Source organism: Flavobacterium sp. K5-23 (assembly GCF_023278045.1).
Taxonomy (GTDB): domain Bacteria; phylum Bacteroidota; class Bacteroidia; order Flavobacteriales; family Flavobacteriaceae; genus Flavobacterium.
In genome coordinates this window covers 102,944-126,885 of record NZ_CP056783.1, presented here as the reverse complement: position 1 = coordinate 126,885, position 23,942 = coordinate 102,944, and the positions used below count along the sequence as shown (strand labels likewise).

General features: G+C 35.1%; 24 protein-coding genes and 1 pseudogene. 17 read left to right on the top strand and 8 right to left on the bottom strand.

The features are described from left to right. Nucleotides 1–245 precede the first annotated feature (245 nt). The 8 genes from FLAK523_RS00580 to ric all read right to left on the bottom strand — a co-directional run bounded on the left by FLAK523_RS00580 (nt 246) and on the right by ric (nt 8,465). The gene (locus tag FLAK523_RS00580) at nt 246–1,592 is read right to left on the bottom strand and encodes a tetratricopeptide repeat protein (RefSeq protein WP_248905268.1); all 1,347 of its coding nucleotides are present in this window, start codon (nt 1,590–1,592) and stop codon (nt 246–248) included. 10 nt (nt 1,593–1,602) lie between these two features. Further along, nucleotides 1,603–1,791: a hypothetical protein gene (locus tag FLAK523_RS00575; RefSeq protein WP_248905267.1), complete on the bottom strand. Its 189-nt coding sequence runs from the start codon at nt 1,789–1,791 to the stop codon at nt 1,603–1,605. A gap of 902 nt (nt 1,792–2,693) precedes the next feature. Then, nucleotides 2,694–3,128: an Rrf2 family transcriptional regulator gene (locus tag FLAK523_RS00570; RefSeq protein WP_248905264.1), complete on the bottom strand. Its 435-nt coding sequence runs from the start codon at nt 3,126–3,128 to the stop codon at nt 2,694–2,696. Between the two features lie 216 nt (nt 3,129–3,344). Further along, nucleotides 3,345–3,815 (bottom strand): hemerythrin domain-containing protein, encoded by a 471-nt coding sequence (locus tag FLAK523_RS00565; RefSeq protein ID WP_248905262.1) that lies wholly within the window; start codon nt 3,813–3,815, stop codon nt 3,345–3,347. A 689-nt stretch (nt 3,816–4,504) separates the two neighbouring features. Continuing rightward, the gene (locus tag FLAK523_RS00560; protein WP_248905261.1) at nt 4,505–5,194 is read right to left on the bottom strand and encodes an anaerobic ribonucleoside-triphosphate reductase activating protein; all 690 of its coding nucleotides are present in this window, start codon (nt 5,192–5,194) and stop codon (nt 4,505–4,507) included. Continuing rightward, complete coding sequence (nrdD, locus tag FLAK523_RS00555) at nt 5,175–5,342, bottom strand: anaerobic ribonucleoside-triphosphate reductase (RefSeq protein ID WP_248905259.1); 168 nt, start codon at nt 5,340–5,342, stop codon at nt 5,175–5,177. Before nrdD ends, FLAK523_RS00560 begins: the two co-directional genes overlap by 20 nt. Before the next feature lie 243 nt (nt 5,343–5,585). Then, on the bottom strand, nt 5,586–7,694 hold the full coding sequence (locus FLAK523_RS00550) for a ribonucleoside triphosphate reductase (protein ID WP_248905257.1): 2,109 nt from the start codon (nt 7,692–7,694) through the stop codon (nt 5,586–5,588). Between the two features lie 39 nt (nt 7,695–7,733). Beyond that, nucleotides 7,734–8,465, bottom strand: coding sequence for an iron-sulfur cluster repair di-iron protein (gene ric, locus FLAK523_RS00545; RefSeq protein ID WP_248905255.1), 732 nt, complete (start codon nt 8,463–8,465; stop codon nt 7,734–7,736). A 317-nt stretch (nt 8,466–8,782) separates the two neighbouring features. On the opposite strand from ric, the gene FLAK523_RS00540 reads away from it, so the two are divergent. The 17 genes and pseudogenes from FLAK523_RS00540 to FLAK523_RS00460 all read left to right on the top strand — a co-directional run bounded on the left by FLAK523_RS00540 (nt 8,783) and on the right by FLAK523_RS00460 (nt 23,888). Next, nucleotides 8,783–9,217 carry a cytochrome c gene (locus FLAK523_RS00540; protein ID WP_248905253.1) on the top strand — a complete coding sequence of 145 codons (435 nt, stop codon included), beginning with the start codon at nt 8,783–8,785 and terminating at the stop codon, nt 9,215–9,217. Nucleotides 9,218–9,320: 103 nt separating this feature from the next. Further along, nucleotides 9,321–10,736: a cbb3-type cytochrome c oxidase subunit I gene (locus tag FLAK523_RS00535; RefSeq protein ID WP_248905251.1), complete on the top strand. Its 1,416-nt coding sequence runs from the start codon at nt 9,321–9,323 to the stop codon at nt 10,734–10,736. Between the two features lie 112 nt (nt 10,737–10,848). Next, nucleotides 10,849–11,628 carry a CbbQ/NirQ/NorQ/GpvN family protein gene (locus FLAK523_RS00530; RefSeq protein ID WP_248905249.1) on the top strand — a complete coding sequence of 260 codons (780 nt, stop codon included), beginning with the start codon at nt 10,849–10,851 and terminating at the stop codon, nt 11,626–11,628. A gap of 159 nt (nt 11,629–11,787) precedes the next feature. Continuing rightward, nucleotides 11,788–13,563: a nitric oxide reductase activation protein NorD gene (locus FLAK523_RS00525; protein ID WP_248905247.1), complete on the top strand. Its 1,776-nt coding sequence runs from the start codon at nt 11,788–11,790 to the stop codon at nt 13,561–13,563. An 8-nt stretch (nt 13,564–13,571) separates the two neighbouring features. After that, a complete protein-coding gene (locus FLAK523_RS00520; protein ID WP_248905245.1) occupies nt 13,572–14,537 on the top strand; it encodes a DUF438 domain-containing protein in 966 nt (321 codons plus the stop codon). Nucleotides 14,538–14,708: 171 nt separating this feature from the next. Continuing rightward, nucleotides 14,709–15,290 (top strand): cytochrome c oxidase subunit 3, encoded by a 582-nt coding sequence (locus tag FLAK523_RS00515; protein ID WP_248905243.1) that lies wholly within the window; start codon nt 14,709–14,711, stop codon nt 15,288–15,290. A gap of 3 nt (nt 15,291–15,293) precedes the next feature. Beyond that, nucleotides 15,294–15,536, top strand: a complete 243-nt coding sequence (locus FLAK523_RS00510; RefSeq protein ID WP_248905241.1) for a cytochrome C oxidase subunit IV family protein — start codon at nt 15,294–15,296, stop codon at nt 15,534–15,536. Between the two features lie 109 nt (nt 15,537–15,645). Beyond that, nucleotides 15,646–17,100, top strand: coding sequence for a copper-containing nitrite reductase (gene nirK, locus FLAK523_RS00505; protein WP_248905239.1), 1,455 nt, complete (start codon nt 15,646–15,648; stop codon nt 17,098–17,100). A gap of 199 nt (nt 17,101–17,299) precedes the next feature. Next, nucleotides 17,300–17,611 (top strand): annotated as a pseudogene (locus tag FLAK523_RS00500) (cytochrome c); the annotation flags it as partial. Nucleotides 17,612–17,636: 25 nt separating this feature from the next. Continuing rightward, nucleotides 17,637–18,431: a formylglycine-generating enzyme family protein gene (locus FLAK523_RS00495; protein WP_248905237.1), complete on the top strand. Its 795-nt coding sequence runs from the start codon at nt 17,637–17,639 to the stop codon at nt 18,429–18,431. Between the two features lie 5 nt (nt 18,432–18,436). Continuing rightward, nucleotides 18,437–19,036 (top strand): SCO family protein, encoded by a 600-nt coding sequence (locus tag FLAK523_RS00490; RefSeq protein WP_248905235.1) that lies wholly within the window; start codon nt 18,437–18,439, stop codon nt 19,034–19,036. A gap of 7 nt (nt 19,037–19,043) precedes the next feature. Continuing rightward, nucleotides 19,044–20,303, top strand: a complete 1,260-nt coding sequence (locus tag FLAK523_RS00485) for an alginate export family protein (RefSeq protein WP_248905233.1) — start codon at nt 19,044–19,046, stop codon at nt 20,301–20,303. A gap of 203 nt (nt 20,304–20,506) precedes the next feature. Beyond that, nucleotides 20,507–21,676 carry a gephyrin-like molybdotransferase Glp gene (glp, locus tag FLAK523_RS00480; protein ID WP_248905232.1) on the top strand — a complete coding sequence of 390 codons (1,170 nt, stop codon included), beginning with the start codon at nt 20,507–20,509 and terminating at the stop codon, nt 21,674–21,676. A gap of 143 nt (nt 21,677–21,819) precedes the next feature. Then, nucleotides 21,820–22,149, top strand: a complete 330-nt coding sequence (locus tag FLAK523_RS00475) for a winged helix-turn-helix domain-containing protein (protein ID WP_248905230.1) — start codon at nt 21,820–21,822, stop codon at nt 22,147–22,149. Further along, a complete protein-coding gene (locus tag FLAK523_RS00470; protein WP_248905228.1) occupies nt 22,146–22,895 on the top strand; it encodes a sulfite exporter TauE/SafE family protein in 750 nt (249 codons plus the stop codon). The genes FLAK523_RS00475 and FLAK523_RS00470 overlap by 4 nt, the downstream gene beginning before the upstream one ends. 235 nt (nt 22,896–23,130) lie before the next feature. Next, nucleotides 23,131–23,649, top strand: coding sequence for a molybdenum cofactor guanylyltransferase (locus FLAK523_RS00465; RefSeq protein ID WP_248905227.1), 519 nt, complete (start codon nt 23,131–23,133; stop codon nt 23,647–23,649). After that, nucleotides 23,646–23,888: a MoaD/ThiS family protein gene (locus tag FLAK523_RS00460; RefSeq protein WP_248905225.1), complete on the top strand. Its 243-nt coding sequence runs from the start codon at nt 23,646–23,648 to the stop codon at nt 23,886–23,888. Before FLAK523_RS00465 ends, FLAK523_RS00460 begins: the two co-directional genes overlap by 4 nt. The last annotated feature ends 54 nt before the right edge of the window (nt 23,889–23,942 follow it).

Genomic DNA, 23,942 nt, shown 5'->3' with positions numbered 1-23,942 from the left:
AAAAGTAACCCCTTATGTTGTAAGGATTTTATGAGAAACCGTAAACGCTTTTTTTTTAGCACAAATCCTTAGCCCTGGTAGCAGTGAAAAGCCTTTGAGAGGGGAAAACCGCTTTTTTCTTGCGTTGGCAGAGCGATTTATTTATTTATTTAATGTAAATTACGCAAAGTCAGGAGACTTTTGCGGAGCATACACAGCAAATTATATTTTTTAAAGAACACTTTGCGGAACGAAGTTAATGTAATTTAGTTGCAATATTTATTAATTAAAGGCTTAATATCTTCTCTGCCAAGATTGTATGCGGTTTTTAAGTCATCACAAGGACTTTTATTGATTTTAATCTTTTGTAATGCCAAATTAACTAAAGTTGCTTTTAAATCGAACTTCAACATTACTGCCTTACTGTAATATTTAATAGACTGATTATGATTATCTTGTTCTCCATAAAGATATCCCAAGTTGTAGAAAGCCCCGCCATAATTTGGATTTAATTTAATTGCAGTTAAAAATTCTTTCGTAGCATCCTCATACAAAGATAATTCTATGAGGATTGACCCTTTCAAATTGAAATATTCAGCATCCTTTGAATTAAGTTTTATGGCTTTAGAAATTTTATCAAGAGCTGCTTCTTGTTTTCCCATATCCGATAAAAGCATTGCTAAATTATATAAAAGCAAATCATTTTTGGGATTGATTATTTCTGCTTTCTGAAAATCACTTAACGCACTTTCCAATTTTCCTGAGCGATGTTTTAAAACCGCTAGATTCATGTATATTACGTCATTTTTAGGAGATTGTGGCGATAATTTAATAGCTTTTTCAAAATAGAAAACTGCTGAATCAGCATTATTGATAATGTTTATGAAAAGTTGGCCCATATTAAAATTAATCATTGGGTCATTTGGATTTAATGAAATTGCCTTTTTAGAATCCGCATATCCCTCTTTAATTTTTCCTAAGTCAATATTTATTGCAGCTCTAGCGCCATAAGCGATTGGATTTTTTGCATCAATAGAAATTGCTTTATCTAATAGGATTAATGCTCCTTTCGCGGATTTCGATAAATTTGCTAAGCCTACAAGTGCTTGTGATTCGATTACGATTTCTTTTTTTGTAATGTTTTTTACGGATAATTCATAATATTTTTGAGAGTTTTTATAATCGCCTAACTTATATAATATTGAAGCTTTATTAGTATAAGCCTCTGCTAAAGAACCAACGGTATCTCTATTTGCTATAAAGTAATTGATGTCCGACAGAGCGTTCCTATATAGACCTAATTGAGTTTGAACAATGGACCTTTGATGATAAGCAGTAAGAGATTTAATATTCTTTTTCTTATCGAGGTCAATTATTGTATTGAGATCAAACATCTCTTCTTTGTATTTACCCATTGCATCATAAATCATTACACGAAATGCGTAGTGACTAACACTATCAGGCTCGGCATAAATTACTTTATTAATTTCGAATAAAGCATTTTCATAATTTTTGTCTTTAAAAAAACGGTTAGCATTTTTTCTGTCCTGTATTGGGTTACTACAAGATGCTATTATTATTAACACTAAAGGGAGTAGAATATTTATTTTCATATCGTTAAATTTACCAAACAAAAAATATCCAAAGTAGCCCTTTAAATTCTCCTAGAAGTGGTCCAAGTAAAATAGAACTCCAAAATCCGTGGTCTTGTGCCCAAAGCCACCAAAAATACAATGTCATAATTTGGCTTATTGTCAGATAAATATATCCGATTATCATTAAAATGTTTGTCCCGTCGTCGTTGTTACTCATAATTGATATTGTTTAAATTGAGGATTGTCTTTCTTTTAAAATATCACAAAACTAGTAAATACACAAAAGTTTGTTTCGCCAATCTACCTAAATTAAGGTGTATATACGAAACTTTGCTCCGCATTTTCCATTCCCTCAAATGTATAAATTAATAGTAGAAAAATCTGATAAATTGAATTTAGTTTTTAGTACTATTTTTCAAATGTAACCCATTATTATGTAAGGATTTTACGGGAAACCGTAAACGCTGTTTTTTAGCACAATTTCTTAGCCCTGGTAGCAGTGAAAAGCCTTTGAGAGGGGAAAACCGCTTTTTTCTTGCGGTGGCAGAGCGACCGGAGGAAGCTCCTGCCACGTCCTAGAAAAAGGGTTTGAAACCGAGAAGATTACTTCACTATACTTTTATTTTTATAGGAGTTCAGTGAACTTCGTTTGAAACGAATAACAGGAACAGCTCCTGAAAAGAGTTTTGTAAGAAGTAAATAGCATCAAAAACGGTTCTCGATACATTTTTTGTTTCGTTTTACTACACAAAAAACACTACCATTGACATTTTTTGTTTGCGCCGTCAGTTCGAGTGTTTTTTAAAGCTTCCAAAAACCTTTTAGTTTAAAAGGACTTTCAAGCTTTAAAAAATGTATCGAGAACCACTCGCTAAGGTTCTCGATACATTTTTGGCTTACTCAAGTTACATATTCTAATTCACGATTTTCAAGCCGAAAAACACTCGAACTGACGACTCCATAAACTAAACGTCATAGCATATTGCATTTTTAAGAATAAAAACTATGCCTCGAACTGACGCTTTGAATGTGTATTCCAGTTTCTTTATAAAACAACAAAAGCCATACAATTACGTATGACTTTTTTGTTTGCTAACTATTGCAGGCGCTTATGAATAACTAATACCTCAAGAAAGTATCTCCGGATTTAATTCCCATTGCCAGTTCTTCTAGATTGGTGTTTTCAAGCATTTCGGTTAATCCGTTTCTGATTTCTTTGAATTTATCGTGAACAGGGCAGGGGTGAGTTTCAGAGCAATGGCTCAATCCCAGTCCGCAACCTGTAAATACACGGTCGCCATCAATTGCTGATACGATTTGTATTAGTTTGATTTGGCTCATCGTTTCTTTGGGGATATCAAATCCGCCACCAACACCTTTAATGGACTTAATAATATTATTTTTGGAAAGTATTTGTAAAATTTTGGCGGTAAAGGCTTCCGGAGAATCGATCTTTTTGGCAATCTCTTTTAGGCCAATTCTATTGTCTTGATAGGATTCGGAAGCAATGATAATCGCTGCCCGAATTCCGTATTCACAGGTTTTAGAAAACATATTCAGTTTTTTTACAAATTTATATTAAAATATGCCGTTGGTTGTAATTCAATTTGATTTTTTTTAGCCACATAGAAACATAGTTTTTATCAAGTCGTTTCACTTAATTATAGTAAATCATAGGTTTGTTCCTCGAGACATAAGGTCGAACAGGCGATGCAAAACCAAGAATAGATTTATCCTAATCTTTTTTCAATGTTGCTATGTTGTTCAATTTTATTCTGATTTCCAAAAAGGATCGTCTTCCTTTTCTACAAAAACTTCTGGGGTATGTATTTCATTAATTTTGGCTAGCTGCTCCACTGTCGCCATTTTTTGAATTTCGGCAAACAAGATGCGTTCTTCAAAACGAATGTGTGCTTCCAGTTCTTCCTCAATTAGGCCCAAAGTTTTTTCTAAATTTGACGTTTCTTTAAAGAGACGTTTCAGGCGACGGTGTTCCGTTAATCCTCGTTTTATTAATTCATCGTCTTTGTCCAAAATAGTAAAAATGTATTTCTCTTCTAATTCAAAATGGGGCTTGAGATGGTTTTCAAAAAACCAGTCGGCATAGCATTTAATGCGAGCTGGTTCAATATTCTTAGAGAATCCTGTTCGTATTTTCCAACACAGTTGTAATCCGTGATGATGATCATGGCTTAACGGCTGTAATTCGGGTGCTCTTTTTAAAGGTTTAGTTGAAATCATTTTGTGAAATTTATTTATAATGTGAATGGTTTTTTTTTAAACATATAAGTCATTTAAGTTATATGTTTAATTGAATTTTTTTATGTTTTGTAAAGCGTAACAAACTACTAATCCCGCAGTTTTTTAACCATATAAGGCATTTAAGGTCATTTAAGTTAATAACCGCCAATTCTTATTTGAACTTATATTACTTATAGGTTTAAGTTTTATAAAGCGTAACAAACTACTAATTTCACAGTTTTTAACCATATAAGGCATTTAAGGTCATTTAAGCTATACTTAATAAGTGCGAATTCTTATATGAACTTATATTACTTATATGTTTAAGTTTTTTTATGTTTTGTAAAGCGTAATAAACTATTAAAACCCGTATGTTTTTAAACCATATAAGGCATTTAAGGTCATTTAAGCTATACTTAATAAGTGCGAATTCTTATATGAACTTATATTACTTATATGTTTAATTTTTTTATTAAGCGGTAACAAACTATTAATCCCGCAGTTTTTTAAACCATATAAGGCATTTAAGGTCATTTAAGCTATACTTAATAAGTGCTAATTCTTATATGAACTTATATTACTTATATGTTTAAGTTTTTTTATGTTTTGTAAAGCGTAATAAACTATTAAAACCCGTATGTTTTTAAACCATTTAAAGCTTATATGACTTATATGTTTAATTAATTTCATTACCCTCTTAGGTGTACTTTTATATTCTTGGTGGAAAGGGAATCGGCATTTAGTTGTTTAGAAGAATAGCCCAGTTTTTCTAATGTAACAACATCATTGATAAAATGTTGAATGTAATAATCGCCCTTATAATTCGCTTTTTCCAAATAATCAATCATCATCTCAACTTCCTTTTCATTTATCAAATCTGAATGGACGGTGGTTCTCACTTCAAATGAAATACCACTGTCGAGCAATAAATGCAATGATTTTTCAAAAGGTACGAAAAAATTGGATTGGGTTATCTTTTCAAAGGTTGAAGGCATTGCTTTAAAATCGAGTGCCACATAATCGATTAGCTTTTTTTCGATTAGTTTTTGGATCATTTCCGGTTTAGAGCCATTAGTGTCCACTTTAACCAGAAACCCCATTTTTTTGACTTTATCTATCAACGAAACAATGTCTTTGTGCAACAAGCATTCGCCTCCGCTAAAAACCACGGCATCCAATAAATTCTGGCGTGATTGTAGAAAAGTGATTGCCTTTTCATAAGAAACGGTTCCCTTGCCAAGGACAATTTCGGGATTATAACAATACAAACACCGCATATTGCAGCCTGCAAACCAAATGATACAGGCTGATTTATGCGGATAATCCAATAAGGTGAAAGGGGTTATGCTAAAAATGGGCTTAACTGCATTTTCTTTCATCGAAATGGGTTCTCTGTTTGTGTTCCCCTTTTTTACCAATATTAAAACTCTCTACAGGTCTGTGGTAACCCATTACTCGAGTGTACACCAGACATTTGGTTCTCAAATGATTGTTTTGTTCCAGAATTGAATTTGTGGATGTTTTCATGTTTATTAGTTTAAAGGATTAAGAGTTTAAAGTTTCAGGTTTCAAGTTTGACGTAGATGCTTAACTTGAAACTATAATTTAACCATTAAGAGATTAAGAAAATTAAGTAAAAATCTAAATGAACCTTAATGCCTTAATGGTTTTAAATTGCTATTGCTTTCTCTCTTCAATCAATAATTTAACCATTAAGAGATTAAGAAAATTAAGTAAAAATCTAAATGAACCTTAATGCCTTAATGGTTTTTAAATTGTTACCGTTAAATGTTTATTTTCTTCAATAAGTGCATCATCACATTTTGGGCAATATTTATGTTCCCCGTTCAAATAGCCGTGTACGGGACATACGCTAAACACTGGAGTAACGGTGATGTAAGGCAATTTGAAATTCGACAACACTTTTTTGACAAACTGTTTACAGGCTTCAGGCGAACTGATTTTTTCGCTCATGTACAGGTGTAAAACGGTTCCGCCAGTATATTTACATTGCAATCCGTCTTGTAAATACAAGGCTTCAAAAGGATCTTCGGTAAAGTCCACCGGAATTTGTGAGCTGTTAGTATAATAGATGTTGTTGTCCTGTCCCGCTTGAATGATATTAGGAAAACGTTTTTTATCTTCTTTGGCAAAGCGGTAAGTGGTTCCTTCGGCCGGTGTGGCTTCCAGATTGTATAGATTTCCTGTTTCTTCCTGGAATTCCTTCATTCGATCCCGAATATGATCAAGAATTTCCGAAGCAAAAGCAATTCCTGTAGAAGAACTTATATCATCTTGATTCTCCGTGAAATTTGCGATCATCTCGTTCATTCCATTGACACCAATAGTCGAGAAATGATTCCTGAAATGTTGCAGGTATCTTTTAGTATACGGATACAAACCGCGATCATACATTTCCTGAATAAAGACTCTTTTCTTTTCTAAAGTGGATTTGGAAACCAACAATAATTTATCTAATTGCAGGTACAATTCTTCTTTGTCTCCTTTGAATAAATAACCCAAACGCGCCATATTTATGGTCACTACTCCTATGCTTCCCGTCATTTCGGCACTACCAAAAAGACCATTACCCCGTTTCAATAATTCGCGTAAATCGAGTTGCAAACGGCAGCACATACTCCGAACCGCATTGGGTTTATAAGCTTCTGGGTTGTCGACTTTATTACCGTTTTCGTCCAATTTATATTGGCTTCCAATAAAATTCTGGAAATAGGAAGAACCTATTTTGGCGGTATTTTCAAAAAGCAAGTCGGTGTTTTCTCCGTTCCAATCAAATTCTTCCGTGATATTCACTGTCGGAATAGGGAAGGTGAAAGGCTGTCCGTTAGCATCGCCTTCGGTCATTACGGTATAATAGGCTTTATTGATGAGGTTCATTTCTTTTTGGAAATGCTCGTATCGTAAATCGGTTGGTTTAGCAACACCGCGTTCTTTGGTTCTAAGAAAGAGATCATAACTAAATTCGTTTTCGAAAAAATGCAAGTCATTCTTCGTCGGGATTTGCTCTTTCAAATCATCCGGAACAATCCAGTCTAAAGTGATGTTAGTGAAAGGTGATTGTCCCCAACGTGCGGGAACATTCAAATTATACACAAAACTACGCACGGCTTTCAATACATCATCAAAATCCAAATCATCTGCAAATACATAAGGAGCCAAATAGGTGTCAAACGAACTGAAAGCTTGCGCTCCGGCCCATTCGCTTTGCAATATCCCCAAGAAATTTGCCATTTGTCCCAGCGCTTCCCTGAAATGGGATGGTGCTTTGCTTTCCACACGACCACGTACGCCATTGAATCCTTCGTTCAATAATACGCGCAAACTCCAGCCGGCACAATAACCGGTAAGACAATCCAAATCGTGAATGTGAATGTCACCATTGCGATGCGCATAGCCTTCTTCCTTAGTGTATACTTTGTCCAGCCAATAATTAGCAATGATTTTTCCCGCTACGTTATTAACCAAACCCGCATTAGAATAAGAGGTGTTTGCATTGGCATTGATACGCCAATCTGTTTGTTCTATATATTCTTCGATAGTTTGCGTGCTATCTACATAAGTGGTATCGTCATTTAATCCGTGAACATGTTCTCGTTGTAATTTTCGGGTATGTCTAAATAACATAAACGAACGCATGACTTCAAAATAGCCTTTGTCAAAAAGACTTTTCTCTATTAAATCCTGTATTTCTTCAACAGCCCAGAATTTTTTTGACTGCAATTCTTGTATTACGTTTTCAAATACACTTTCGTCAAATGCTATGCCGACACTTGAAAAGCTTTTTACAATGGCATCCTTAATTTTGTAATTTTCAAGAGGCTTGTATTCGCCTTTTCTTTTTATAACGTATCTCTCCATAGCATTTGATGATTTGTGTTTTACATTGTTTAACTCGTTTTATACTTGTTCTGTGAAGGTTTTTTCTAAAGCAACTGCTTTTGTGAACAAAATGTTGTTTTCCAAGTGGATGTGTTTGTGTAAATCCTGTTCGAATTCATTCAGCATGGAGAAAGTCACTTTGTAAGTGTTGCACGCATCAGCAGGTGGCGTATAATTGTTAGTCAAGTCTGCAATTTTTACAAAACGATCTCCTTCGGCTTCATGTTCTTCCATCATCATTGCGATTGGATTGTTGACAGTTCCAAAACCAGGCGCTTGAATGGTTTCATGACTAAGGTTAGCTTTTACCATTTTCTTAATGAAAGGAAATAAAATCAGTTCCTCTTTTTTCATGTGTTGTGTCAATTCTCCAGCACAACCTATAAAGAGTTCATTGATTTCAAACAATTCTGGATGTGTCGCTCCGTGTACTTTACACAATTTGTTTAAAAACTGAAGCAAAACCGGAATTTTTTCTTCCACATAACGGTGGTGTGTTTTTTCAATATAATCAGCTAATAGATCTAATGGCCAAGATTTAAAATCGATGTTGTTTTCGTTTTTGGTTGCCAATATTTCAGTTATTTGATTGAATAAATCTTCAGGACTAACGTCTTTTTTCTCACACACTTCTTCAATTGATCTATTTCCTTTACAGCAAAAATCAATTCCGTATTTTGAAAAAAGGGCTGCTGTTCTAAAATCTTGTGCGACATATTCGCCTATTGTTTTTGTATCTAAAGTTTCCATAATGTGTTTTTTTAATTTGTATTAACAGTACAAATGTACGTTTATTTTTTAATAAAGGATAAATTTATCCGAAATAAAATTATTAACCGTTTGTTTTTCATAAAATCATTGCTGTCAGTGTTGTAGCGTATTGTTTTTTTTATATTTTATAGTTTTTTCATTCTCGAAATATCCTTTTTTTAAAGAAATATAAGAATATGATTTTTATCATATTTTGACATTTTATTTAGGTCGTAATTTGCATGATACTAATAAAAGATATTTTTGTCTTTTATTGAAAACCAAAAACTTTTATTAACTAATAAAAACAGATACTTATGCTTTCAAAATCACAGGCAAGAGCATTTTTTTTAGGAGGAACGTTAGTCACCTTTTTAATTTTCATTGGGCTGACTATTTATTCGTTTATGCCTAGAAACGATCAAACCAATTACAGCGAGATTACCAAAGAGGTAGTGAGGGGAAAAGAAATATGGGAATCCAACAATTGTATGGGTTGTCATACCATTATGGGAGAAGGAGGCTATTATGCTCCTGAGTTGACAAAAGTCCTGGACCGTCGTGGCGAAGGTTATGTCAAGGCCGTTTTAATGTCACCAGTGCCTTGGGCACCAAGAGGACGAAAAATGGTCGCTTATAAAATGAATGATGCTGATGCTGATGCAATGGTCGCTTATTTTAAATGGATTGGGAATCTTGATTTAAATGGATTCGACAGAGTAGTTTCACCACTTTCAAAAGATAATAATTAATAAAAATTCACATATGAAATGAGCATAACTGAATCTCGATGGAAACACGGATGAATCTATGTGAATTACATATGACCTTTAAAAAAACAATAAATATCTACATATGAAATATAAATCACAAAAAGTAGCCTATTGGTTTTTTGGCTTATGTATGCTTCTGTTTTCGTTACAGATTATATACGGCTTTATCATGGGCTTTGACCGAATAGGAATACAAGGATTACACGAGATTATTCCTTTTAACGTGGCGAGAGCGGTGCATACTAATTTATTAGTGTTGTGGTTGTTAACCGGTTTTATGGGTGCTGCTTATTATATTATTCCAGAAGAAGCACAACATGAATTAATAAGCGTAAAATGGGCTTATGTTCAATTGATCTCTTTGGCAGTTGTAGGGGTTTTGGCCATTGTTGGTTTTCACTTTAACCACTGGGAAGGAAGAAAATTTCTTGAAATTCCAAGAGAATTAGACTATTTAGTAGTTGTAAATGTGTTGCTTTTCTTGTTTCTAATTATTGGAACCCTTTACAAAGGAAAACAAAAAACAACTACAGCAATAGTACTCGTAATGGGTTTATTCTTTGCCGCTTTACTGTATATCCCCGGAATGATTTGGTTTGATAGCCAAGTAATGGATTCATTCTTCCGTTGGTGGGTTGTTCACCTATGGGTTGAAGGTGTTTGGGAATTAATTATGGGAGGTATTTTATCTTTCTTGTTAATCAAATTAACAGGTGTTGACAGAGAAGTTATCGAAAAATGGTTGTACGTAATTGTTGGTCTTACTTTCCTTTCAGGAGTTCTAGGAACAGGTCACCACTACTACTACATTGGAGTAAATAAAATTTGGTTAGTTGTAGGTGGAATTTTCTCAGCTTTAGAACCTTTAGCTTTCTTGGCTATGGCTTTATTTGCAGTGAATATGTACCGAAAAGGAGAAAAAAGCCATCCTAATAAAATTGCTTTATTCTGGACAATTGGTGCGTCTATCGTTTCGTTTGTTGGTGCTGGATTGTTAGGTTTTGCGCACACATTACCACAAACAAACCTTTATACTCACGGAACATTAGTTACGGCAATGCATGGTCACTACGCTTTCTGGGGAGCTTATGCAATGATTGTTTTGGCAATTATTAGTTATGCACTTCCTAACTTGACAGGTCGTAAACGTTACAATAGTACACAAGGAAATCTTGCGTTCTGGTTATCGAATATCGGGATGTTAGGAATGACAGTTGCCTTTGGGGTTGCTGGTGTTGTTCAAGTGTATATGGAACGTAAACTGAAAATGGAATTCATGGAAGTCCAAGACGAAATTGCGATTCACTTTGTAGTCTTGCTTATTTGTGCCACTATGTTTACCACTGGAATTGCGCTATTTATTTATGATTTCATTAAATATGGCAGACCTACAGATGAAGCCTATGAAGGACCGAATAATGAAAGTGATTCTTTTCCGAAAATAAAAATAGGAGACAATCATATATCCAATAAAAAAGGTGTTTTGTCTGAAAAATAAAATAGATCACTTTAAAACTTTATAATAAGCTAACGAAACCCATTACTATTGAATACAGCACTTGCCATTGCCTGTAGAAAGTAGAATGGGTTTCGTTTTTAAAAACAGAATTATGTCAGTAAAAATTCCATATTACCACGCTGTAGGCAAAGAAAAAGAAGTCTTTGAACATGCCTATAAAAACAAAATCCCTTTTTTATTGAAAGGGCCCACAGGAACCGGGAAATCTCGTTTCATAGAATATATGGCTCACGAATTAGATAAAAAAATCATTACAATTAGCTGTCATGAAGAAACTTCTTCTACTGATTTAATTGGTCGTTTCATTATCAAAGGAGCCGAAACGGCGTGGCTTGATGGCCCCTTAACAACGGCAGTGAAAGAAGGTTCGATTATTTATCTTGATGAGGTAGCCGAAGCACGTCCCGATGTAATTGTGGCAATTCACTCTTTGACAGATCACAGACGCGAACTTTTCATTGACAAATTAGGCGAAACCGTAAAAGCACATGAAGATTTTATGCTTGTCGCTTCTTTCAATCCGGGTTATCAAAGAGGGTTTAAAGAATTAAAACCTTCCACAAGGCAACGTTTTATTGCAGTTTCATTTGAATATCCAGAGTCGAAAATCGAAATCGAAATTTTGGTTAACGAAACTCAAATTGAACACGATATTGCTAAAAAACTGGTTGCCATAGGAAATAAAATCAGAAACTTAACCGAATTAGGTTTGACCGAAACGGTTTCTACCCGTTTGTTAGTCGATGCCGCCAAAATTATTAAAAGCGGACTGCCAAAAAGATTATCGGTACACGTTGCCGTTGTAGAACCGTTAACGGATGATTTACAAACACTGGTTGCATTGAAAGATTTGTGCGATTTGATGATATAATTGCGGGGTCATTGCGAGGAACGAAGCAATCTCACTAGCAATGATTGACGATTACTACTTTATAAATGAATCTAAATTATAAGTAAAGATATGAGATTCAATATTTGACAAACTATATGTGATTGCTTCGTTCCTCGCAATGACAAAAACTAAGAAAAAATGGGATTTGAATTAGACGAATATTTAGTTGGGAAGTTTTTCAAGCAATTGAAAAAAAGCAGAAAAATTGACCCTGAAATTGTAGCGAGAACCGTTACCCTAAATGATATCAAACCACGTTTGACGATTTTGGCGCGGGCATTAACGGGGAATCCAATTGATATTTTTCCTGCAGAAAGAGAAGGCGGTTATAAAAACAACAATTTTTTCCTTCCGATTTCTTTTTCCGAATTGGCTACGACCAATGAGAATCTGACTTTTTATCTATTCCGAATTTTGTATCTCAGTATTCAAAAACGGTTGGAATTCAACTGGAAACCTGATGAAAGAGAGCAACCTTTGGAACTTTCACAACAAAAAGCGTTGGAAACATCCGAAGAAATTCTGTCTGTTTTATTCGAAGAATTCTCTATCGAGCCCGATTTTCATTCGAAAGTGAAAAATCATTTTGCCCAAAAAGCAACCGATAAAATCCCTGCGGATTATTCCTGGCTGTACGGAAAATGGATGCAAAACGAAATCGAACTAAACAGCGATAAAAGGCTGGAGAATTTTTCGGATAAAACCAAAAAAGGAAACGAGCAGCAACCGACAACCACACTAAAAGCCACAGCCGTAGAGGAAGTAATTACGGTTGAATTAGACAAAAAACAACAGGAAGATTATGTGATGTTGCATAATTTTGAAAAAGTGGAAACTGCCGAAGAGTTCAACGGGGTCTGGCGTGATTTTGATGGTTCTGACGAACTGGAAGAACATCAGGACGCGCTGGAAGAACTCAGTATGAAATTTACGGTTCGGGTGGATGATACCGCACATTCCGTTTATCAGGCGGATTTTATAGAAAACACCACCATATCAGAAAGTGCCGAAGTAGATGCCAAAGGCTTTCACTTGATGTATGACGAATGGGATTTTGACAAACGACAGTACAAAGACAATTTCTGCAAAGTATATCCAAAATCACAACTAAAATCGGATAGCGGGTATTACCAAAGAACCATTAAAAAAAATGCTTCTACATTAATGGGTTTGCGCAAAATGTTGACGAGTGTCAATAACAAAATGCAGCAGCAAAAACGACAAACCCAAGGCGAAGAATTTGATATCGACGCCATAACTGATTTGTACGTAGACGTGCATTCTAAACGAACTCCTTCCGAAAAAATATACATTTCGAATCGAAAAAAAGAGAAAGATTTATCGATTCTGATTCTTTTGGACATCAGTCTTTCCAGTGACGGTTATGCCGCGGGAAACAGGGTGATTGATGTGGAAAAGGAAGTATCGATACTCTTTGGGGAAATGTTGAATGAATTCAATATTGATTTCTCCATCGACAGTTTTTATTCGAAAACCAGAAATTATTCGACCTATTTAACGGTCAAGGATTTTGACGAAAAATGGAATGTGGCCAAACATAAAATTGGTGCCATAGAACCTAATGGTTACACCCGAATCGGTGCTGCCTTGCGACACGCCGGTGCCCGCCTCGATAAAAGAAACACTAAAAACAAATGGGTGATCTTGATTTCTGACGGAAAACCCAATGACTACGATAAATACGAAGGGAAGTACGGTATCAATGACGTAAAACAAGCCCTTCGAGAACTCAATAACAGGAATATTAATTCGTATGCGCTCGCCATTGAAGCGCAGGCAAAATATTATTTGCCTCAAATGTTCGGACAAAATCATTATCAGATTCTGACAACTCCAGTTGAATTGTTGCAGTCTTTAGTGAAGTTGTACGAGAAAATTAAACATCAAAAATAAGTAGCACGATGAACAATACATCAAATACCACAACACTTCCCGAAGGACACCCAGTACAGGTTTATTTTCAGGAAAATGAAATTATACATGCGCTTTTAGAAGAGTTGACTGCCGTCAATTCTTATGAAGAATTCCAGAAATACACCAATATTTTCAATCAACTTCATACTATAGAGAAGCGTTTTGCCCGAAAAGAAAACCAGCTTTTTCCTTTTTTGGAGAAAAAAGGTTGGGTAGGACCTTCTCAAGGAATGTGGTCTTTTCACGATAATCTTCGGGAGCAATTCCGCATGTTGCGTACCAATATGGAGGATAGAGATTTTAATATCATTAAAACCAATACGCCCTATTTAGTCAACGGAATTAACCGATTAATGGATGTCGAAGAAACGGTTTTATTCCCCAATGCTTTAGAGCTTTTGACAGAAAGCGATTGGATTGAAATGCGCAAAGGCGAAGAAGAAATAGGTTGGATGTTGTCACAACCACCAGCGCCTTTTCCGAGTGTTGCTTATGTGCATCCAAGTGAAGATTTCACCATTAGAGAAATGCCTTTTTCATTAGAAAACACTTCGCATTATGACGAAGGACATATGACGGTGGAACAGGTGAATTTGCTTTTTAGAACCCTGCCTTTGGACCTTACTTATGTGGATGAAAACGACAAAGTTATTTTTTATAATAGGGGAGAAGAGCGTGTTTTTCCAAGAAGTGCTGGGATAATAGGACGTGAAGTGAAATTTTGTCATCCACCCAAAAGCGTCGGTACCGTTTTAAAAATTTTGGAAGAATTCAGAAAAGGAACCAAAAGCGAATCCTCGTTTTGGATTAACTATAAAGAGCGTCTGATTTACATACGTTATTTCGCAGTTAGAGACGCTGATATGAACTACAAAGGCGTTATCGAAATGTCTCAGGACATCACTGATATCAAGAAAGTTGAAGGCGAAAAACGATTATTGGATTGGGAGTAGGAAACTTTTTTAAATTAATACACCATTAAGGAATTAAGTTTCATTAAGATTAAAAATATTTTTGAGGAATACAATGGAGGCTTAATTTTCTTAATGTCTTAATGGTTCAAAAAAAGACGGAATCTGAAAAGTTGTTCGGATTTCTTTTAAATAATATAATAGCGAAATAAAATGAATGTATTAAAAATTGATTACAAGAACATCTATTTTCCGCCAGGAGGGATTTTGATGTGGATTATAATTTACCTGGAATTGATCACTTTCGGAATGGCCTTGGTAGCATTTGTTTATTACGGACACCAAGAACCAGAAGTGTTCCATCAATCGCGTTTGCAACTCAACATTACATTCGGAGCTATTAACACTATTTTTCTATTAACGAGTGGTCTTTTTATGGCCGCTGCCGTTCACCAATTCAAGGAAAATAACATTGCAAAATCATCCTTTTATTTTAAACTGACGATGCTTGGAGGGCTTTTATTTTTAATCCTGAAAAGTGTTGAATATTATCATAAAATTGAATCTGGAATTTCATTGGAAACTAATATGTTTTTTAGTTTTTATTGGATGTTGACCGCTTTTCACCTCATTCATGTCATTATGGGAATGGTGATTTTAATTTGGACAAATTACGGAATGACAAAGAAAAATTCAGATACACTAATAGAAGATGTTGAGGCTTGCGCTTCTTTCTGGCACATGTGTGATTTGATTTGGTTGTTGTTATTTCCTATTCTCTATTTAATCTTCTAAGAAATGAAAAAGTCCTTTATATATACCTATGCCGTACTGCTGTTTTTAACAATTACCACAGCTATAGTTTCAACTTCAATTGAGGTTTCAACCCTTGCTGTCACTTTGATTATGGGATTGTCAGCGATTAAATTTTTACTGGTGGCTTTCCAATTTATGGAACTGAAAAAAGCGAATTCCTTTTGGAAAATCACGCTCAGTCTCGTTTTGGGATTGATGATTTTATTGGTGATTTCCTTCCGATAATTTTTTAAAAAAAAGAGTTGGAAATATGACTTTTATCATAATAAAAGACAAATTACTCCTTTATATTTGTTTAAAGAATCAAAGTATATAAACCGTAAACAATACAGTTATGTTTAAAAACAAACAAAAAATTACAAATATCGTCCTAGCGGCGATTGTAGCTGTTAGTCTATTTTCTTGTGCCAAAAAAGAAGATCAAGACGCTAAAAATTATGAGAATGTAAAAGTAGAAGGGCAGAAAGAAGCGGAACTTACCGCTCCACCTTTTGTTCCTAAGCCAGTAGGTGACCGTGCTGCCATGAAGCTGGTTGTTAATATGGAGATAAAAGAACAAGAAGGAGAAATGGTTGATGGTGTAAAATACACTTATTGGACATTTGGAGGTTCGGTTCCTGGAAGCTTCATAAGAACGCGTGTTGGTGACGAAGTGGAATTTCACTTAAAAAACCATCCAGACAATAAATTACCACACAACATTGATTTACATGCCGTGACTGGACCTGGAGGAGGAGCATCTTCATCACTAGTGGCGCCAGGACACGAAAAAGTATTTAATTTCAAAGTGTTAAATCCTGGTTTGTATGTGTACCACTGTGCTACTGCACCTGTAGGAATGCACATTGCAAACGGTATGTATGGTTTGATATTAGTAGAACCAGAAGGTGGATTGCCTCCTGTAGACAAAGAGTACTACGTTATGCAAGGAGATTTTTACACTAAAGGGAAATATGGAGAGCAAGGAAAACAACCTTTCGATATGGACAAAGCGGTAAAAGAAGATGCAGACTACGTAGTGTTTAACGGAAAAGTAGGTGGTATTGCTGGAGATAATTCTCTAACTGCCAAAGTAGGTGAAACAGTACGTATCTATATGGGTAATGGTGGACCAAATCTTGTTTCTTCATTCCACGTTATTGGAGAAATCTTTGACAAAGTGCATATTGAAGGTGGAGATATGATTAATAAAAATGTTCAAACCACATTAATTCCGGCAGGTGGTTCAGCAATAGTTGAATTTAAAGTTGATGTTCCTGGAACTTTCATTATAGTGGATCACTCTATTTTTAGAGCATTCAACAAAGGAGCCATTGGAATGCTTAAAGTAGAAGGAGCTGAAAACAAAAAAGTGTATTCAGGGACTACTCAAGAAGGAATTTATCTTGCAGAAGGGGGTACAATACAAAGCATGCCTAAAGTTAAGAAAGAAGTAGCTGCTGCTAAAACATTGCCAGAACAAATTAAAGCGGGTAAAGAACTATTTAGCGGAACTTGTTTTGCTTGTCATCAATCAGAAGGTCAAGGAATTCCATCGGTTTTCCCTCCATTGGCAAAATCAGATTATTTGAATAAAGATACAAACAGAGCTATTAAAGCTGTTCTTAATGGATTAAGCGGTGAGATTACTGTAAACGGAAAAAAATACAACAGTGTAATGACTAGCCAAAACTTAACGGATGAGGAAATTGCAAATACAATGACTTACATCTATGATAGTTGGGGTAATAATAAAACAAGAGTAACAGCTGAAATGGTTAAAGCTCAGAGAAATCAAAGCGGACACTAATACACTAATAAAATATAGCCATAATTAAATAATCAAAATAATGGTATTTCATTATGGCTGTATTAAATTCAAAATGAATATGAAAAAGTATATTTTAAGTATTGCAGTGCTGGCACTAGCTTTACAAGGGTTTAGTACAATCTCTAAAGATTCAATTGAACCTGAAGTTATTTATAAAAAAGCAGATAAAATTGTTGCTGCTGATAAAGGAAAAAGCATTTATAATCAAACCTGTGTAGCTTGTCATCAGGCTACCGGATTAGGGATTCCAGGAGCTTTTCCTCCATTGGCAAAATCGGATTATTTGAATAAAGATACTAACAGATCGATTAAAGGAGTAGTAAAAGGACTTAAGGGACCGATTACTGTAAATGGTAAAAAATACAATGGAGCAATGCCAGCTCAAGCTTTAAATGACCAGCAAATCGCTGATGTAATGACATACGTTTACAGCAGTTGGGGGAACAACAAAACTGTGGTTACCGCTGCAATGGTAAAAGCGCAAAGATAATTTCAATAAATAAAGGTGTTAGCTTATGTTACAACTGAAAAAAATAGTGTCCGTATTTTCAATTTTAATTGCTACATCTTTATGGGCTCAAGAAAGTCCAATGGTTTCTATAAAAAGGGGGACTTATGTTCCCCTTTATGGAACTGTGGATAAAAAACCGGCTAATGTCAATGCATTTAAAATTGATGTTTATCCGGTTACCAACGCTCAATATGTGACATTTCTAAAAAAATATCCGCAATACAACCGTTCTAATATTATAGGGTTGTATGCTGAAAAAAGTTATTTGTCACAGTGGAAAAGTGATTTGGATTACGGAGTTAACAATTTAAGTAATTCTCCTGTAACAAATGTTTCTTGGTTTGCAGCCAAAAAATATTGTGAATGCCAAGGGAAGCGTTTGCCAACAATGGATGAGTGGGAATATGTTGCAATGGCTGATGAAAAGCGAGTAGATGCCCGTACAAAAGAAAGCTTTAATAAATACATATTATCTTGGTATGAAAAACCAAAAACCTATGGAAATCCAATAGGAAAAACATTTAAGAACTATTGGGGAGTATATGATATGCACGGATTAGTTTGGGAATGGACGGCTGATTTCAATAGTATTTTTCTATCGGGTGAATCTAGAAAAGATAAGGATTCTGATAGAAATCTATTTTGCGGAAGCGGTTCTATAAACGCTACTGATCTTATGAATTATGCTGCTTTTATGCGTTATGCTTTTAGAGGAAGCCTTAAGGCAAGATACACGACTAATAACTTAGGTTTTCGTTGCGCAAAAGATATAAGTGGCTCTAAAAATAATTTAAAATAATATAAATGAAAAAGTTAATTTTAGGGATTGTACTTGTGCTATTTGTATTCCAAAGTTGCAATTCAAAGGCAGAAAAAGAAGTTTCCCAAAAGGATGAAACAATATCGGATTTGTCGATCTATAATCTACCGTCTCAATGGACGAATCAAAATGGTTCTACCGTAGAGATGAAAGATTTGAAAGGGGAAGTTCTCGTAATGGTAATGATTTATACCTCTTGTAAATCGGCTTGTCCTAGACTGGTTGCTGATATGAGAAACATTGAATCTCGTTTGTCAAGTAAAATAAAGAAAAATGTTAAACTCGTTTTGGTGAGTATTGATCCATCCGTTGATACACCGGAACGATTAAAAGCTTTTTCGATAGAAAATAAAATGGAAGGGGATCAGTGGGTTTTCCTTCGTTCGACAGAAGAAAACACAAGAGAATTTGCTGCTGTATTAGCCGTAAATTACAAGAAAATATCACCTATGGATTTCTCTCATTCGAATATAATCAGTGTTTTTAATGCTAAGGGAGAATTAGCCTTTCAACAAGAAGGATTAGGGGTAAACTCAGATGAAACAATTAAAAGAATAACAGAAGAAGCTGAAAAGCTAAATTAAATATAAAATGAAAACACTTAAAAAAATCAGTTTGTCAATTTTAGGAATGATGAGTCTAACGACTTTTGCCCAAGAATTTGATGCCAGCCTACAAATCAGACCTCGTTACGAATACCGAAATGGGTTTAAAAGTTTAATTAAGGATTCTGAAGACGCAACTTCGTTTATTTCTCAGCGTTCCCGTTTAAATTTAAACTATAAACAAGAAAAATTGAGTGCCAAATTGAGTCTGCAAAATATTCGTACTTGGGGAGACGCAGCCACTACAACGACAGCTGATAAAAACGGAGTAGCGGTATTTGAAGCATGGGCACAATATGATATTGATGCCAAATGGAGTGCGCGTTTAGGACGTCAGGTTTTATCTTATGACAATCAAAGAATTTTTGGGGAAATTGACTGGGCACAACAAGGACAAAGTCATGATGCTGCTGTTATCTCTTTCCATCCGACGAATCATCAGTTGGATTTAGGATTTGCATTAAATGCAAATGCAGAAAACACATTGGCACCTACAACTCCATATACCACGAATTATAAATCAATGCAATATGCCTGGTACCACACTAAGTTTAGTAAAGTAAATATGAGTTTGTTATTGATGAATACTGGTTATGAGTTTGCAAAAACGCTTACTGATTTAGAAGTTGATTACAAGCAAACTTACGGTACTTACCTTTCTTACAAAGAAAATAAATGGGATGCTAATCTAGGTCTATACGGACAATCCGGAAAAAGTTTTGACAATGATGTACAAGCGTATTATGCTGGTTTAAATCTTGGATATGCTGTAACTGGAAAATTCAAAGTAGGATTAGGATATGAATTCCTTTCCGGTAAAGATCAAAACGATACCAGTTCTGATTTCAAATCATTCACTCCGTTATTTGGGACTAATCATGGATTTAATGGTTTAATGGACTATTTCTACGTGGGGAATCATATAAATAATGTTGGTTTGAGTGATGCATATTTAAAGTTAAATTACACACAAAACAAATGGCAGTTTAGCTTAACTCCGCATTTATTCTCAGCTCCTAATACAGTTTTGGATGCTTCCAATATGGAAATGGATAGTTATTTAGGAACTGAAATTGATTTCACGACAAGTTATGCAATACAAAAAGACATTGTAGCTTCAGCAGGGTATTCTCAAATGTTTGGCTCAAGCACATTAGAGAGACTTAAAGGAGGGAATGCAGGGAATACAAATAATTGGGTTTGGGTTATGGTTTCTTTTAGTCCAAAACTTTTTACTATAAAATAAATTGAGGTTGTTATTAGTTAATCAAAAACTGTGTTGGTTCCACAGTTAAATCAGGGTTTAGATTATTAGTTTGTAAAAGGCTGTGTTGGTTAGCACAGCCTTTTCCTGTTTTAAAAAAATGAGATAAATTTACATATTATAGATAATATGGGAGGGATAAATCATTTTGAGTCGTATTTTTGAATTTAAATAAAACACAACACATGGTTTCAGTTCAGGACGCTTTTTCGATATTAAAAAATAATTTACCAGAATCTAAGGAAGTGGACTATTCGTTATTGCAAGCCCGAAAACATGTGCTTTCCCAAAACCTTTATTCTCCCATAAATATGCCGCCTTTCAGGCAATCGGCTATGGATGGTTTTGCATTGTGTTTACACGATGGTTTAGAATATGAGATTATTGGCGAAATAAAAGCGGGTGACACGCATCAAGTGGAGCTTATTCCTGGTCAGGCCATCAAAATTTTTACGGGTGCTGCCGTTCCCAATTCGGCTCAAGCAGTTATCCAAATTGAGAAAGTCAGTGTTAAAGGAAATGTTTTACAACTTGAAGAACATCCAAAATCAGGATTGAATATCAGACCTATTGGAGAGCAAAATAGTAAAGGTGATTTGGCTCTTGAAAAAAGTTCGGTACTTAATGCCGCTTCCATTGGGTTTCTTGCGGGACTTGGTTTTACTTCGGTAAAAGTGTATAAAAAACCTTCTGTAGGGATTCTAATCACCGGAAATGAATTGGTGAAACCTGGTAACGATTTGGAGTACGGAAAAGTGTATGAAAGCAATGGTATTATGCTTCATACAGCTTTAAAAGACGCTTATTTTGATGAGGTTACTATGTATGAGGTAAATGATGATTTCGAAAACACCAAAAATAAACTTCAACAAGCATTATCCGAAAATGAAGTAGTATTAGTTTCTGGCGGAATATCCGTAGGCGATTACGATTTTGTGGCTCAGGCTTTAAAGGAGCTCGAAGTGGAAACGCTTTTTTATAAGGTAAACCAAAAACCGGGAAAACCTTTATTTGCTGGAAAGCTAAAGGATAAAATAGTATTTGCCTTGCCAGGAAATCCTGCTGCTTGCCTAACTTGTTTTTATGTGTATGTATTGCCAACATTAACCATTCTTTCTGGGAATGCGGCCAACTTCAACCAAACTTCACAAAATAGATTAACCCACAGTTTTAGTGTTAATAATAGCCGTTGCCAGTTTTTAAAGGCTGCAGTTATTGGTGACAATGTAACCATACTATCGCATCAAAATTCTTCGATGCTCAATACTTTTTCTATTGCCAATGCATTGGTTTATCTCCCTGATGGAACTTATGAAATTGAGAAAGATTCAAAAGTTGATATTTATCATATTTAAGACTTAGCTCTTTTCGTTATATTTGTAAAAGTATAACGAAATATATTCCGTTTTGAAATGAGCATTACAAAGTGCTTATGAAAAAAGGAATAATGTGCTATGTGAATTCCATATGACCAATTAAAAACTATAAAAATTCGCATATGAAAATCAAGAGTAAAATTTGGATTGAAAATGATGAGGGGATTCTTATCAGTGAAGGTCGTGTTCAGTTATTAAAACTAATTGAAGAAACGGGTTCGTTGAATAAGGCAGCCAAAGCTATGAACTTATCCTACCAAAAAGCTTGGAAATTGGTGGATGCATCCAATAAAGCGGCAAAAAGTCCACTGATAGAAACACAGGTAGGAGGAAGCAAAGGAGGTGGTACGATACTGACTCCGTATGGCAAATCCTTGATTGAAACTTTTGAATCCATCAATATGGCTTGTTGGGATTTCTTGGATGAACAATTGAAAAAGCATACTGTATGACGCCAATAGATTTATTTGATATGCCTTTATTGTTGCTTTTGTTGCCTGTTGTAGCTTTTTTGTATGCTAGTGTGGGACACGGCGGAGCAAGTGGATATTTAGCATTAATGAGTGCTTTCGCATTTCCGATAACAGTTATGAAACCAACGGCTTTAGTGCTTAATATTTTAGTTTCCGGAATTTCCTTTTATTTCTATTACCGCGAGAAAAAATTCAAATGGAACTTGTTTTATCCTTTTGCGATAACCTCTGTTCCTTTCTCTTTTTTGGGAGGCTACCTTTCCGTACCCACTTTTTATTATAAAGTGATATTGGCGACGGTATTGGTTTTTGCCGTTTTGAGATTAATGGGTTTTTTGGGAAAAGAAAAAAAGGAGATAACGCCTTTGAATTTGTATGGAGCCTTGATTGTGGGTGCTGTAATCGGCTTATTGTCGGGATTGATAGGAATTGGGGGCGGAATAATTTTGAGTCCTGTAATCATCCTTATGGGCTGGGGAACTATGAAACAAACGGCAGCCGTTTCGGCTTTGTTTATATTGGTTAACTCCGTTTCTGGAATTTCAGGATTTCTGTTAAAAGGAGGTGTTTTGCCTGAATCATCGATGCCGTTGATAGGGATAGTGTTTGTGGGTGGTTTTTTTGGCGCTTATTACGGAAGCAAGAAATTTAATTCTGTTGTTTTAAAAAATGTACTCGCACTAGTTCTTGGGATAGCGATTTATAAATTATATGTAACGGCTTGATTTGAGCAGTGAAGAGTGAAGAGTGAGAAGAATATAGAATAAAGAAGAAAGAATATAGAAGAAGGAATAAAGAGAATAGAAATAAGAATATAGAAGAAAGGAATCAAGAATAATGATAGAGCCAAATAAAGTAACACAATATACTTCTACCACGTCTCCCCCTCCTTCGGAGGGGGCCGGGGGGAGGATAAACAGTTATACTGCATTCATATTAGCCGGAGGAAAAAGCCAACGTATGGGAACAGACAAAGGTCTGTTGCTTTTGGGCGGCAAACCATTTGTTAGTCATATTTGCGATGCGGTAAAGCCAATTGTGGGCGAGAATATTGTTATTGTTTCTTCGAATGTGGACTATGATTTTTTAGGTTATACTCGAATTGAAGACATCGTTGCGGACAAAGGTCCTGTGGGTGGTATTTATACCGCTTTGAAACAGTCTAAAACAAAAAATAATTTTATCCTTAGCGTAGATGCGCCATTGGTAACAACGGAATTATTGCTTTGGATTTTGGAAAACAAGGACGATTCTTATGAGATGACCCAAGTGCAACTCGATGACAAGGTCTATCCGCTTATTGCTATTTATGAACAATCATTGGTAAGCGTTTTCGAAGAAAATTTAAAAAAGGAGCAATTGCGATTGCGACAAGTAATTGAAGAAGTAAAGCATCAAACGCTTCATATTCCTGAAAAATGGAGGACTCAAGTGCAAAATATAAATACTCCCGAAGAGTATCAAAAAATACAATTATGATTCTAAACATTAAATATTTTGGAGTATTGGCAGAGATAACCAAGAAGAAAGAAGAGCAGTTGGTTTTGGATGAATCCAATGTGACTGTGAATTCTTTGAAATTAAAAATGGAATCAGCTTATCAGGAATTGCAAAAAAATAATTATTCCATTGCCGTAAATCAAGCGATGGTCGGGATGGATACAGCTATAAACGATCAAGATGTAATTGCTTTTCTGCCTCCTTTTGCGGGAGGGTAAACTGTGAGAAGTGAAAGGTGAGAAGTGAAAAGGCGAAAGATAAAAATATAAAGA